General features: G+C 39.4%; 11 protein-coding genes and 2 rRNA genes. 5 read left to right on the top strand and 8 right to left on the bottom strand.

Features of this window, described 5'->3' with window-relative positions; all coding sequences use genetic code 11:
• Both OK344_RS04190 and rrf read left to right on the top strand, forming a co-directional pair.
• Positions 1-109: ribosomal RNA gene (locus OK344_RS04190) — 23S ribosomal RNA — on the top strand; the annotation flags it as partial.
• Positions 110-254: 145 nt separating this feature from the next.
• Positions 255-362, top strand: a 5S ribosomal RNA gene (gene rrf / locus OK344_RS04185).
• Positions 363-659: 297 nt separating this feature from the next.
• Here the strand turns inward: rrf and OK344_RS13440 are convergent.
• Together OK344_RS13440 and hutH are read right to left on the bottom strand one after the other, a co-directional pair.
• Positions 660-803, bottom strand: coding sequence for a DUF2059 domain-containing protein (locus OK344_RS13440; RefSeq protein ID WP_407936699.1), 144 nt, complete (start codon positions 801-803; stop codon positions 660-662).
• A gap of 229 nt (positions 804-1,032) precedes the next feature.
• Entirely contained in the window at positions 1,033-2,520 is a 1,488-nt protein-coding gene (gene hutH, locus OK344_RS04180) for a histidine ammonia-lyase (protein WP_265143589.1), read from the bottom strand.
• Between the two features lie 162 nt (positions 2,521-2,682).
• On the opposite strand from hutH, the gene uvrC reads away from it, so the two are divergent.
• Positions 2,683-4,479 carry an excinuclease ABC subunit UvrC gene (uvrC, locus tag OK344_RS04175; RefSeq protein ID WP_265143588.1) on the top strand — a complete coding sequence of 599 codons (1,797 nt, stop codon included), beginning with the start codon at positions 2,683-2,685 and terminating at the stop codon, positions 4,477-4,479.
• Between the two features lies 1 nt (position 4,480).
• Here uvrC and OK344_RS04170 read toward each other — a convergent pair whose 3' ends face one another.
• The 4 genes from OK344_RS04170 to OK344_RS04155 are packed head-to-tail and all read right to left on the bottom strand — an operon-like array spanning position 4,481 to position 10,116.
• Positions 4,481-5,254: a hypothetical protein gene (locus OK344_RS04170; protein ID WP_265143587.1), complete on the bottom strand. Its 774-nt coding sequence runs from the start codon at positions 5,252-5,254 to the stop codon at positions 4,481-4,483.
• 33 nt (positions 5,255-5,287) lie between these two features.
• Positions 5,288-8,125, bottom strand: coding sequence for a T9SS type A sorting domain-containing protein (locus OK344_RS04165; protein WP_265143586.1), 2,838 nt, complete (start codon positions 8,123-8,125; stop codon positions 5,288-5,290).
• A 12-nt stretch (positions 8,126-8,137) separates the two neighbouring features.
• Entirely contained in the window at positions 8,138-9,217 is a 1,080-nt protein-coding gene (locus tag OK344_RS04160; RefSeq protein WP_265143585.1) for a putative type IX sorting system protein PorV2, read from the bottom strand.
• Positions 9,217-10,116, bottom strand: a complete 900-nt coding sequence (locus OK344_RS04155; protein WP_265143584.1) for a DMT family transporter — start codon at positions 10,114-10,116, stop codon at positions 9,217-9,219. The genes OK344_RS04160 and OK344_RS04155 overlap by 1 nt, the downstream gene beginning before the upstream one ends.
• A 353-nt stretch (positions 10,117-10,469) precedes the next feature.
• Between OK344_RS04155 and OK344_RS04150 the strand changes: the two genes are divergently transcribed.
• Complete coding sequence (locus OK344_RS04150; protein WP_265143583.1) at positions 10,470-12,098, top strand: acyl-CoA carboxylase subunit beta; 1,629 nt, start codon at positions 10,470-10,472, stop codon at positions 12,096-12,098.
• 22 nt (positions 12,099-12,120) lie between these two features.
• The gene (locus OK344_RS04145) at positions 12,121-12,726 is read left to right on the top strand and encodes a hypothetical protein (RefSeq protein ID WP_265143582.1); all 606 of its coding nucleotides are present in this window, start codon (positions 12,121-12,123) and stop codon (positions 12,724-12,726) included.
• Positions 12,727-12,790: 64 nt separating this feature from the next.
• On the opposite strand, the gene ygiD is transcribed toward OK344_RS04145, so the two are convergent.
• Both ygiD and OK344_RS04135 read right to left on the bottom strand, forming a co-directional pair.
• Positions 12,791-13,618, bottom strand: a complete 828-nt coding sequence (gene ygiD / locus OK344_RS04140) for a 4,5-DOPA-extradiol-dioxygenase (protein ID WP_265143581.1) — start codon at positions 13,616-13,618, stop codon at positions 12,791-12,793.
• Positions 13,619-13,703: 85 nt separating this feature from the next.
• On the bottom strand, positions 13,704-14,213 hold the full coding sequence (locus OK344_RS04135; RefSeq protein WP_265143580.1) for a YceI family protein: 510 nt from the start codon (positions 14,211-14,213) through the stop codon (positions 13,704-13,706).
• Positions 14,214-14,427: the final 214 nt, after the last annotated feature.

The raw sequence follows: 14,427 nt of genomic DNA, 5'->3' as shown, positions 1-14,427 counted from the left end.
ATGAGACATCTTTTAAGGGTCGTTGGAGATGACAACGTTGATAGGCTACAGGTGTAAAGTCAGTAATGGCATAGCCGAGTAGTACTAATTACCCGTAGATTTATAGCCTAATAAGGCGCGCTCCCTAAGTGCATCAAAGGTTTACTCTTTGTGAAAGTTTTTATCGATAAAAATAGAACCAAGATATCAGAACCAAGAACCAAGATTTTAGTCTTGCATCTTGAGTCTCGGATCTTGACTCTAAATAACATATTTAGGGTGGTTTTAGCAGAGGGGCTCACCTGTTCCCATTCCGAACACAGAAGTTAAGCCCTCTAGCGCCGATGGTACTGCGAAAGCGGGAGAGTAGGTCGCCGCCAGTTTTTTTTAATCCTCAGTCATTTATTTGATTGAGGATTTTTTGTGTTTATACAACTTACTAAAGGAAAATGCAGTTAAACTTACTTAAAGGAAAGTTTAAATCAAAAAAAAGTATCGTGTAATTTTTATTACAAAAAAACTTCCAACAATAAATTCGTGGAAGCTTTTTATTATAATCTGATCTTTAATAGTAAGTTAACTATTTAGAAGGCATCGGAGGAGGAGGCGATGGATATACCTTTTTGGTAGCAAACGAGATTTCTTTTTCAAGTTTTTGAGTTAGTTCAACTGCCCACATTTTACCGATTTCCATGCTTTCTTGTAGAATTAATCGGGTTTTTATCAACCATTTTCTCACATGTTGTACTATGATAAAATGTTATGAGACTTTCTATTTCCTGCTCAGTAAAATGTTTGGTATAGACGGGAATCAATTTTTCTATAAGTTCATTATAATTAACATATTTTGATGCTTTATCCCAATATTTAGTTGGAAAATCGGGCTAGTTCTTTTTATATTGTTCTATCATATATTCATATGATGTTTTCAGCGCTTGTGTGCTGCCCATCGAATCTAACAGTTCGGATACCTTCGTGTTTTTACTAGATGAGCATTTACCATAAAACTAAACAGCAGAAAACGGCTACTATTATATTTTTTCTCATATTTTATTAATTTACGTCAAATTTTCTCTCACGAATTAATTGCACTATGGCCCACATATCTTCACCAATTAATCTGTCATCTTCTAATTTTTCAACTTTTGTACGAATGAGATTATAAGCATTTTCAACATAATTCGAGCATTTTGCTGGTCTTCGGAACTCTAATCCTTGAGCGCCAAACATAAGTTCCACCGCTAAAATATTTTCTAAATTCCCCAAAACCTGATTGAATTTTCTTCCGGAAATACTTCCCATCGAAACATGATCTTCCTGTCCTAAACTTGTTGGGATTGAATCTGCGGAAGCAGGAAAACACAGTGTTTTGTTTTCGGTTACCAAGGCAGCCGATGTATATTGAGGTATCATAAATCCGGAATTTAATCCTGAACTTTCAACCAGTAATTTTGGCAGACCGTATTTCCCTTCCAATAAAAGATAACTTCTTCTGTCCGATATATTGCCAAGTTCTGCAGCTGCTAAAGTAGCATAGTCTAAAGGTAATGCCAACAGCTGTCCGTGGAAATTCCCGCCGGAAATGGATTCTTCTTCACTTAAAACAATCGGGTTATCGGTGACTGAATTAAGTTCTGTTTCGGCTAAGTTTTTAAGATGTTCGTAGGCATTTCTGCTCGCCCCGTGAACCTGCGGAACACAGCGCATTGAATACGGATCCTGCACGCGGTCACAAAACTCGTGTTCCTTTAGGTTTTCGGAACCTTCCAGAAACGTCAACATTCTGCCAGCTACTTTTCTACTGCCATCAAACGGACGGATATCATGAAGTTCTTTTTTGAATGGGCTGGATGAGCCGCGGTACGCTTCCAATGACATGGCAGCAGTTAAGTCGGCAAGATTTAAAAGATATTCAAACTTGTGAAGACCTAAAATGGCATGAGCTAGAATAAACTGAGTACCGTTAATTAGTCCCAAACCTTCTTTCGGGCCTAAAATCAGTGGTTCTAATCCATGTTTGTTCAGTACTTTGGCTGTTTCTACTATGGAATCATTTTCCCATACTTTTCCAAGACCTAAAAGCGGCAGAACCAAATGTGCCAAAGGGGCCAAATCTCCGGATGCACCAACAGATCCCTGTTCCGGAACGGCAGGGATGATGTCTTTTTCCAGCATCAGAATCATTCTTTCAATAACTTCCAGCGAAACCCCCGAAAATCCTTTCGACAGTGCGTGAATTTTGGCAATCATCATCATTTTGGACAACTCTTTGGCAATTGGTTTACCAACACCCACTGCGTGAGAAATAATGAGATTATACTGAAGTTGCGCCGTTTCTTCTTCTGAAATTTTCACATCGCAAAGTGGTCCGAAACCAGTATTGATTCCATAAACCGTACGGTCGGATTCAACAATTTGCTGAACGTTTTTCTGAGATCTTAAAATTTTGTCTTTTGATTCCTTATTAAGTTTTGCTTTATTGGGATTTGCTAAGATTTCCATTACATCGGAAATGGTAAAGTGGTCTACGCCGTAAATCATCGGTAAATTTTTCTTTAAAAATACAGTTTTTTACGGGATTGTGGAAATATGCGTCGAGGACTGAACAGAGCGCTTTTCTGTAAGGAAAAAGACCTACAGAAAAGGGGAAATGGAAGAGCGAAAAAAACGCCCGAATAAAAATCAATTCCCTATTTTTGTTACATGAATCCTGACCTTGAACTTCAGCTGAAAACTTTACCTTCCGAACCCGGCGTTTACCGTTACTATGATAAAAACGGACAGTTGCTCTATGTCGGAAAAGCCAAGCATCTGAAAAAACGGGTGCTTTCGTACTTTAATAAAAATCTTTCAGGATACAGAACCAGAATTATGGTTGGAAAGATTCACCGGCTAGAAACCACCATCGTTCCGAGTGAATATGATGCGCTGTTGCTCGAGAACAATCTTATTAAAGAGCATCAGCCGTTTTATAATGTAATGCTGAAGGATGATAAGTCGTATCCTTGGATCTGCATCAAAAACGAAAATTTTCCGCGCATTTTTTTGACCAGAACCATGATTAAAGACGGTTCAGAATATTTCGGACCTTATGCGAAAGTTAGTCCTGCAAAAGTTTTGCTCGATACCATTAAACATATTTACAAAATCCGCACTTGTAATCTGAATCTATCTCCGGCAAAAATTGCAGAAGGAAAATATAAGGTTTGCCTGGAATATCACATCAAGAACTGCGAAGGTCCTTGTGAAATGCTCGAAACAAAAGAAAATTACGACCAGAAAATTGATGCAATACGGGGAATTATGAAGGGAGATTTCCGTCAGGCGAAAGATTATCTGGTAAAGCAAATGACAAGGTATGCTGAGAATCTTGAATTCGAAAATGCCCATATGATCAAGGAAAAAATAGATATGCTCGAAAATTATAAGCACAAACATACCGTAGTTAACCCCAATATCGATGATGTAGATGTGTTCGGGATGACGAGTGATGAAACTGCGGCTTATGTGAATTACTTTAAAATTCAGAACGGAAATATCATCCAGAGTTTTACGACGGAGATTAAAAAAATTCTTGAAGAAAGTGATGAAGATATTCTGGAAGAAGCCATGATCGAAATCCGGCAGAAATTCCACTCAGATTCCAAGGAAATCCTGATCCCGTTCCATCTTACGCTGCAGATTCCGAATGTAAAACTCATTGTTCCGAAAGTGGGCGACAAAAAGAGAATTGTGGAACTTTCAGAAAAAAATGCCAAAGAATACCGCATCGAAAAACTGAAACAGGTACAGATTGTAGATCCCGAAAGACATACCAACCGAATCATGGCAGAAATGCAGAAACTGCTGCGGATGCCGACAGAACCACGACACATTGAAGGTTTTGATAACTCGAATATCCAGGGAAGTAATCCGGTTTCGGCGTGCGTTGTATTTAAAAACGGAAAACCAAGTAAAGCAGATTACCGGATTTTTCACCCGAAAACAGTAGTGGGTCCCGACGATTTCAAGACCATGGAAGAAGTGATCTACCGCCGGTATAAACGACTTTTGGATGAAAATGAACCGTTGCCTCAGTTGATTTTGATCGATGGAGGAAAAGGCCAGCTTTCGTCTGCCGTGAAAAGCCTGAAGCTTCTTGGCCTTTATGGAAAAATTACCATCATCGGCATTGCGAAACGGCTGGAAGAAATTTATTTTCCGGAAGATTCGATTCCGCTTTACCTGGACAAAAAATCGGAAACGCTTAAGATTTTACAGCGTGTCCGGGACGAATCTCACCGATTTGGCGTAAAGCATCATCGCACAAGACGGAAAAATTCAACCATCAAATCAGAGCTTGAACAAATCCCGGGAATTGGGGAAAAAGCCATCGAACTTCTGCTTTCAAAACTGAAATCGGTAAAAAGAGTAAAAGAATCTTCCAGGGAAACTTTGGAGGAAATCCTTGGTAAAAGCCGTGGCGGATTGGTTTGGGAGTATTTTAACCCGAATTTGTAATTTATTTTCCTTCAAAAATTTCCTTTCTGAAGCTCCCATCAGCATTGGGTAATTCAATTACGATGTTTCCGTTTTCTAGATATCCTAAAGTTTGCGATCCATCCTGAAGCTGAACTCTGTACACCTCTTTTTTAGTAGTCGCTTTAAAGATGGCGTAAGGTGTAGAATTATTCGGGCTGGCGAGGATAAACTGGCTGTCGGAAATGAAAATCCTGTTCAGCATCATTTTTCCGGTGCTGAAGATTTCTGCTTTATTTTCAGTTTTTGCACCGCTGTTCGGAGTTTGGTGTGATGTTGATTTTACAGGTTCGGCCACAGCTGCGGTATTCGGTTTGGGAGTTTCATTGGTAACCGCCAATTTCACAGGATTTGATACAGGAAATGTTTTCAACGCCGTATTTAAAGCATCTTTAAATCCGGGTTCAAATTCTTTGATGTTTGACTTTCCTTCAAATGAGGCTACCGTTTTTCCGCTGCAGTCTTTGAAGTTTACCTGTATTTTATTTTTAAGGAAAGTGCTGGTGTCCTCAATTTCTGCTTTCAGAACACCGCAAGGGTTATTTTTTGCAGCTTCAGGCCAAGAATCATTGCTCTCACTCACAACTTCGTATTTCCCCGCCTTAAGTTTTGAGCTTAAAATCCCACTCAAACCGTATTTGGCGGATTCGAACTTCCCCGTTTTCGCTGCTATAGAAACATATTCGTAATTGGAAATATTCTGGCTGTAAGCCGCGGCAAATAGAATGAAAAATGATAAGTGCAGAATTTTTTTCATGATAATTTATGTTTGACTTAAACTGACGAATGTTTATTTTTTAATAAATTTTTGAGAAAATCGGCTTCCGTTCTTAGTTGTGATTTCGATAATGTAATTTCCTGTGAGCAATCGCGAAATATCGATGGATTGATGCTGACCGGCGTATTTTCCACTCAGGATTTGTTTTCCCGTTGTGTCAAATATTTTGTATGTCTCGATTTGCGGGGTTTGGTTTTCTTTGATTTTAATAAATGATGTTGCTGGATTTGGGTATAAGATTAATTTGATCTTTTCGCCTCCCGCCGCTGCATTTCCTGTACTGAGATAAACTGGTAATTCGGTTTTCACAATATAAAGTTCTGTGCCTGAACTTTTGGTTTTTGCCACAAAATAAATATAGTCATCATAAGAATGTAATTTTAAAATTTGATCATCAGAAGCGATCTGTTCGTCATTTAAAACGTTGATCGGCAGAGAAATTATGCTTTCAGCGGTTCCGTTTGTCCGCCAAACTTGTGTGTTGTTTTCCCGGAGAAAATATAGATAATTTTTCGCACATGTTAAATTAGAAATCGAAGCGTCAGCATTATAGTTGATGATTTCTTTAGCCGAAGAGGTCGCGGTATTAATGCTCCAAAGCACGCGCAGCTTATCGTCATATGTTCCGTTTCCTACATAAATCTGATTTCCACATTTTTTAAAGGAAGTCTGGGTCCCAAAAAAGTTAGCACTGAGCAGATTGGTGGGCTCCGACTGCAGATCATTAAATCTGAAAACACTTCCATAACCGAGCTGAGACAAAATATATAATTTCCCATCATCGATCAACGTATTGTCGGCAACATTCCAGTCGCCGTATCCCCAGTCATTTGTGGGGAAAGGAATTTCTTTTATCTGCTCGGTATCTCCATTAAAGGCCCAGAGTTTTGTGTTTTTAGCCACTAATAGATGATTGTCAAAGACTTGTAAAAGTCGTGGAACATTGCTGTAGTAATCATTATCCGGAATGTCGAAAGCGATTTTTGTTCCGGTCGCGGTGCCGTCGGTTTTCCAGATCTGTGTTTGGTAATCTGCCGTATACACCGTGAAATATACATTGCCTTTGTAAGAAATACTTTTGGCGTTTTGAACTGTGGAACCAGTCGGGATTTCTTTGATGAGTTCTACGTTATTACTCTCTACATTGTTTTTCCAGACGCGAATGTTTCTTTCCGGATTGGAGCTGTAGGTCGTCACGATGAGCGCTTCATCATTGAGATTTCCAAAAGAAGCAGAACTGTCAAAAGTTTGAGGAAGCGATAAAAACTGCGTCTGCGTTTCCTCACCGTTTGTTTTTGCCAAAGCGCTCGTATATTCCGAAGGTTTTACGTAATAATATGTGCCTACTTTAAAAAGATCGCCCGTTGGCACGCTGTTCCAGCTCGGACTTTGCTTAATGACTTTTGGGATGTCACCTTTAGTGGTAATGCTGTAAAACTGGTTTCCAAACTCACCATCATTAGCGGTGAAAATGAGAGAGTTTTGTGCCGTGGTCTGCAGGTTCGACGGGAAACTTCCTATTTCATGTTGACTGTCTTTAAAAAGTAAAATTTCTGCAGTAGCCGGATCGAACTGAGATAACTCCAGACCAAATTTTTTGGTGTACAGATTAAAGATCAGTTTGTTGTCCTTTTCAACCGCATCGTGCAGTCGTGTTTCGTTGAGGGCGGTTACATTTAGATTTTCATCAAGCAGATAAAATAAGTTATGGGAGGCATTTTCAAGGAGCAGAAGTTTATTTTCCGGAAAATATTTCAGAAAATTCGGGCGAGCATAATCCGGGATTATGATATTTGTCGAAACCGTTCCCGCCATGGTACCGTCTGTTTTCCACAGCCTGTTCCGTTCGTTTATATTCGCGAAAAAGTAAACCGAATCTCCCAAAATCTGCAAACCTGTCCCTTCATTAACCGAGCTTGCAAAATGCATGGTAGCGTTTAAAGCCTTCGTGTTTTCGGCAGTTCCATCGGTGGCAAAAAGATTATTGCCGTCAGTTGAGGTGTTACCAAAGAAAATAAGCTTATTGTTCAGAACCTTGCCGGAATTCACTCCATTGGTCTTAAAAATAAACTTTGCTTTTTTTGTGGCATTATCCAGGGCCCACAAACCATTTCTAGTTCCACTTGAGTCCTGGCCGTAGAAAAACAGTTGACCATTTAAAATATAACAGTCCAGATCTACATGTACGGTCAGCTGGTCATTGGTATCTAAAGATTTTATTTTAAAGGTGCCCGAAGTACCGCCGTCGGTCATCCAAAGTTCATTTTTATACGATGCATCTTTTGCGGCAAACACAAAATAAGACTGGTAAGGAAACGGTTTTTTCTCTATTTCACCTGCCGTCGGCATAAGTAGTTGAGTTCCTGCCGTTGAACCATCAGAAATATAAACTGTTTTATTTCCGGTAATGATGATTTTTTCCGTATTTGAAGTCATTTGCATGACATAATTATCGGGAAATCCGAAAACCTTCCGGGTACCGTCCGTAGTTCCATTAGTTTCCCAAAGTTCATATTTGGAGTTTATTTCTGCGAGGAAGTAGGTTTTTCCTTTAAATAAAAGAAATTGGGGATCGCGCCCGAAAGGTGAGCTCGCATACGGCACAAGCTCTTTCAGAAGCGTTGTTTTTTTTGTGGTGAAATTGTAAGACCAAAGTTCGTAATTCATATTCCAATACCCTGGCGACATATCGTTTTTGGCACCGGCGAAAAGAATTTGATCGTTATATTTAAATAAATTCCGGGCATCTAAGCTACTTTGGTAATTGATTTCGTACAATTCAGCATCGAGCTGTTGAGAAAAACCGAGTGTATAAAATACAGAAAGGACGAGGATGTAGATTTTTTTCATAGGAAAGTGGAATTAGTTTCGGAAATCTCCCATATCGAGTTTTAAGGAGAAAAAGTTGGAGTAAAAATTAGAGCCGCCAATCCCGGAATTGGTAATGGCGTAATCAAGTGTGAGGCCCTGATATTTAATGCCGATTCCCGCACTGGGCTGAAAAGAAACTTTGCGTTTTAAACTTTCGATATCGGTAATATTCTGAAATCTGTTCACGCCTACACGCACGAAAATCATGTCCTGAAATTTCAGTTCCGCGCCCGCATAAGGTGTGATGCTCGCAAAATCTGTGGAAATTACCGCTGCTGTTTTAGTAAAATCGATATTTAAACCTGCTTCGGGCTGCAGTTCCAGATCACGGTTGATCTCAAAATTCTTGCTGATTCCCAAATTCAGTTTGGGCATTGTAATCTCCATTTTATCTTTTGGCGCAGGGTTAAATTCTTCACCATTTACCACAGCTGAAAGTTCTTTTTGATTCACCGTCCAGAAGTTCACCGTTGTAGTTGCATCCCGCAGCATGGCACCATAATTTACGCCATTGTCAGCGTTATAAAGCACGCCAAGATCAAACCCAAAACCGTAACCGCTAGCAAATTTTCCTACATTTCTGTAAACCATTTTTGCATTTACACCAACTGAAAGCCGGTGACTGCCAGGTCGGAAAGCATAGGAAAGGAGTGCCGCGTAATCTGACTGTGAGAAACTGCTGATCTTATCGTAATCAATATTTCCTTCTGAATCGATCATTTGAGTGGTGTTCAGAATATTGTCAACTCCAAGGCGAACAACTGAAATGGCGAAAACACCACCGTTATTATCCAAAGGCTTCGCAAACGCAATATAATCGTATTTCGCAATCGACTCGAAATATTCGGCGTGCATTGCAGCACCCTGCCAGTCGCGGTCAATATCAATTAAACCTGCCGGGTTCCACATAGGCGAATAAACATCGTTCTGGTTTGAAATTACCGCACCGCCCATCGCAAGGCCGCGTGCGCCTGCACCAATATTGAGAAATTCGTTGGAGTATTTCCTGATGATCTGCGCATCAGAAAAAATTCCTGAAAAAATAAAGAGTCCAAAGAATATTTTTTTCATCAAATTTCAACTTTTTGTGTGTTTGCTGTTTTCCTTGCTTTAATAACTCCATTGGCAACAATGGCTAAAATCATAATGAGAGAGGCAATATAAAATACCGGACTCATCTGCTCTGAATCACCAAAGATAAAAAAAGCAAGAATAATCCCATAAACAGGTTCTAAATTAACAGTGAGTATTAAAGTGAACGGAGAGATGTATTTCATCAGTTTTATCGATTCCAACATCGGGAAAGCGGTGAAGACACTTGCCAATAGTATGATTAACGATAAATCGCGGTAACTTATTTCATTAAGCTGTGTAATTTGTCCCGTAACGAGGTAAAAGACAGTTAAAATAAGAAATCCTGCAAAAATTTCGTAGAAAATAATATTTCCTGAACTTGTTTTTCCATAGATTTTTCCGTTGAAAACGGAAAATATTGTTCCAAAGAGCGCAGTGAGGATACCAAAGAAAATCCCTTCTTTGTAATGGAATTCGGTTTTGAAAATCATTCCCATACAGATTACGATCACAATTCCCATGATGACCTCCGAAAGATCAATTTTCCTTTTAAAGATGATGGGTTCCAGAATTGCGGCGAAAAGTGTTGAAAGCGAAAGGCAGCTCAGCGCAATTGAAACATTAGAAACTTTTATCGAATGAAAGAAAAAAAGCCAGTGAAAAGCCATAAATCCACCAATGATTGAAAGCTGTATCAAAAGTTTCCGGGAGATTTTTAAACTGTCACGCTTGAAAAAACGGATGAAGACAAAAAGAAAAAACGCAGCAAAAAGCATTCGGTAAAAAACCAGGATTTGTGCATTTACATGAATGAGCTTTCCCAAAATTGCAGTGAAACCCCATAAAAAAACGATAAGATGCAACCTGAAAAGCGCGGAATTTTTTAACACTGCCATTATTTTTTCAATTCATGCAAATCTACAAATCTCTTTTAAAATTTCAGTTAAAATATTGAATTTGATAGCAATAAATTAAGGAGCAAAAACCCCAAAAGTCTGTTGAACTTTTGGGGCCTTCAAATAATAAACTATTAAAAAAATAAATTAGGAACTGAATTTAAAAAATTCATGAAACTATTTAGGTTTTGTAAATCTTTAACGGGAAATCTGCTAAAATATTTTCAAAACAAAGGTTATTAAATGTTAAAATATGATAATTAATTTTCTGTGATTCAAATATTTACTGCAAAGCATTATCAATAAAGGAATTACAATTAAAAATCTTATCTTTAGAAAAATTTTTTTCACGGATGGATATCGAATTTAATAAAAGAGAAGATCAAAATAAATTAAAACTTGCAGAAATCAACAGGTTATTTGCAGAGATAAAAAAAGGCGGGGGCGAAAAACGTTTGCAAAAGCAGCGCGACGAAGGAAAATTAACCGCCCGCGAAAGAATTGAATACCTTCTTGACAAAAATTCAGAATCCATAGAAATCGGCGGATTTGCAGGTTATGGGATGTATGAAGAAGAGGGCGGCTGCCCAAGCGCAGGTGTTGTTGTCGTGATGGGATATGTATCAGGAAAACAGTGTCTTATCGTGGCAAACGATGCTTCGGTAAAAGCGGGTGCCTGGTTTCCGATCACTGCGAAAAAGAATCTTCGGGCCCAGGAAATTTCAATGGAAAATAAATTACCCATAATTTATCTTGTAGATTCCGCAGGTGTTTATCTGCCGATGCAGGACGAAATTTTTCCAGATAAAGAACATTTCGGAAGAATTTTCCGTAATAATGCGAAAATGAGTTCCATGGGGATCGTACAGATTTCGGCTGTCATGGGAAGCTGTGTTGCCGGCGGTGCCTATCTCCCGATTATGAGCGATGAAGCCATGATTGTAGATAAAACAGGCTCTATATTTTTGGCCGGAAGTTATCTTGTAAAAGCCGCCATCGGTGAAAACATCGACAATGAAACTTTGGGAGGTGCAACCACGCACTGCGAGATCTCCGGAGTTACCGATTATAAAGCCAAAGACGATCAAGACGCGCTGGACCGCATTAAAAATATCATGAAAACCATCGGCAGTTATGAGAAAGCAGGCTTCGACCGGATTGAAAGTTTCCCCCCGAAAGAAGATATCAGCAATATTTTCGGACATATGCCGGCGTCCAGAGCCGATCAGTACGATACTTACAATATTATTAAATGCCTTGTCGACAATTCCGAATATGAGGAATACAAACCGGATTATGGCAAAACCATCATCTGCGCCACCGCCAGGATCGAAGGCTGGAGCGTTGGGATTGTCGCCAATCAAAGAAAACTGGTAAAAAGCGGCAAAGGTGAAATGCAGTTTGGTGGCGTGATTTATTCAGACTCTGCTGACAAAGCGACAAGATTTATTGCCAACTGCAACCAAAGAAAAATTCCGTTGATTTTCCTTCAGGATGTTACCGGATTTATGGTGGGATCCAAATCAGAACACGGCGGAATCATTAAAGACGGAGCGAAAATGGTGAACGCGGTAGCCAATTCTGTTGTTCCCAAATTCACCGTAATTACAGGAAATTCCTACGGAGCAGGAAATTATGCGATGTGCGGAAAAGCATACGATCCAAGACTGATTGTTTCATGGCCATGGAGCGAGCTTGCGGTGATGGGCGGAAGCCAGGCTGCAAAAGTTTTGGCCCAAATTCAGGAATCTACTTTAAAGAAACAGGGAAAGGAGATCAGCGAAGAAGAACATAAGGAAATCCTCGATACAATTTCGAAAAGATATCAGAAACAGACCGAACCTACGTACGCCGCTGCAAGACTCTGGACCGACGCAATTATTAACCCAATTGACACCCGTACGTGGATTTCAATGGGAATTGAAGCTGCCGATCATGCTCCGATTACAGAGAAATTTAATTTAGGAGTTATTCAGGTTTAAAAAATAAAATATCTAAAACAACATGAAAAAAATTCTACTCTTACTCACTTTTTTGAGTTCCACTTATGGTTTTGCGCAGTGTTATATTGAAGGTAATTCTTCAATAACTGTGGGGGAAACGGAAACTTATACGCTAAAAAATAATGCGGGACAATGTACTGACTGCCATCACTGGAGCACTTTTGCACGGAATGTTACCCTTCAGGGTGATGTAAAACAGAGCATTATTAAAGTAAACGCTCATGGGGCAGGACAGTTTATTCTGTCTATGGATATGCTTAGTTCACGCGGAAAGGTGCAGTGCAGCAAAGTGATCGATGTGGTTCCCAAGCCTTCAGCTGAAATTTATAATTCCCCGGCGTGCGATATTGGAACGGAAGGTTTTAAGGAAGTGAAAATAAGCGACGGAACTGTCTCTTTTGTTCCCTCAAAAGCAGAAACTCATTTGAAGTATGAATGGACAGCAGAATATGACAATGGCGAAAAGAAAATATCTGCCGAGAGCGCTGCGCAGTTTGCTTATTCGAAAGAGAAGGGCATCAGATCAGTAAGCCTTAAAGTTTATACCTCGAAATGTATGCGTACTTTCACCAAGACTTACGATGCAAATTACTGGCGGTTTTATTAAAATTCAGAATTCAAAAAAAAGATTCAGGAATATTTCTGAATCTTTTTTTACCTTAACTTTAATCTTAACCAATTCTCACACTGGTCATGCTCAGGCTTCCGCCGATGAGTTCGTCGTTGAACAGCGAGAGGTTTTCGGATTTTTCTTTCAAACCTAAAGAATAAATAAGAGGCAGGTAATGATCCGGACTTGGTACCGCGGTTTGCAGTGCAACACCCTGACGCTGATAGTCGATGAGATTCTGAAAATTACCGTCAAGAAGCCAGTTGTTGGTTTTTTCTCTTGCCTCAACAGCCCAATCCCAGCCTGCGCCAACGGTATTAATGTTTTTCCAGTCGATCATTCTTAAGTTATGCACGATATTTCCGCTTCCGATGATCAGAATTCCTTTTTCTCTTAATTTCTGTAGTTTTTTTGCCAAATCAAAATGATATTGTGGTGGTTTGGTGTAATCAATACTCAACTGGATTACAGGGATTTCTCCGTTGGGGTACAAATGTTTAATAACGCTCCACGCACCATGGTCGAGGCCCCAGCTGTGGTCTTCTTCCACGATTTCGGGAAGCAGGAGTTCTGCGGTTTCCTTAGCCAGTTCAGGATTTCCCGGAGCAGGATACTGCACCTCAAAAAGTTCTTTCGGGAAGCCATAGAAATCGTGAATGGTTTTCGGGTTTTGCATTGCAGTAACAAAAGTCCCGTTCGTGAACCAGTGCGCCGAAATACACAGAATGGCGTTGGGTTTTGGGATTTCTCGGGAAATATTCCGGAAACCCTTAACAAACTGGTTTTCTTCAATCGCATTCATCGGCGAACCATGCCCGAGAAACAGAACCGGCATTTTTTCAGTGCTATTAAACTGTTGAGAAATATTTTCTAAATCGTTAAGATTCATACCGTTAAATCATTTAAAAATGAAAAGAGTTCACCGAAGCATAAAACTTTGGTGAACTCTAAAAAAAATAAACTATGAATTACTTTTATGCTTTTACGAACTGCAGTTCACCTGCGATTTTCACTTCGTCAGAAACCATTACACCACCTGCTTCCAGCGCTGCGTTCCAGTTAAGACCGAAGTCGCTTCTATTAATTTTTCCTTCGAAAGAGAAACCAGCTTTGGTCTGCCCCCAAGGATCTACGTTAATTCCACCAAAATCAACATCCAGTTTCACCGGTTTTGTAACACCGTTAATCGTAAGATTTCCGGTAACCTCCTCATTTAAAGAATCGGTTTCAAAGGTAATTTGGGGATGAGCCTCCGCATTGAAAAATTCTGCTGATTTCAGGTGATTGTCTCGGTCGGTATTGTTAGTACTGATGGATGAAGTATCAATACTTGCGCTTGCTTTTACATTTTTGAAGTTTTCGTCTTCACTTTCCAGATCTACGTTAAAGTTTTTAAATTCACCTTTTACGTTAGAAATCATCATGTGTCTTACTTTGAAAGTAATTTCACTGTGCGACGGGTCTAAATTCCATTTTGTTGACATAATATTTTATTTTTTGGTTGTTATTTAATTTTGATACTGCAAAGATACCTTCAGCGCAAATCTCCGGCATTGATGTAAGATAAGAAAAATCACTGATCTTATGAGGCGGTTATTTACACTCTAAATTTATCCAATAAAACATATTTGTAAGAAAATTTAATATTATTTAACGCAGTAAGGTTTTCTTTTCAGTATTTTTGAGTAAACTTTACGT

The sequence above is a fragment of the Kaistella yananensis genome, from assembly GCF_026107505.2.
GTDB classification, from domain to species: domain Bacteria; phylum Bacteroidota; class Bacteroidia; order Flavobacteriales; family Weeksellaceae; genus Kaistella; species Kaistella yananensis.
This window is presented reverse-complemented; position numbering and strand designations above follow the sequence as displayed.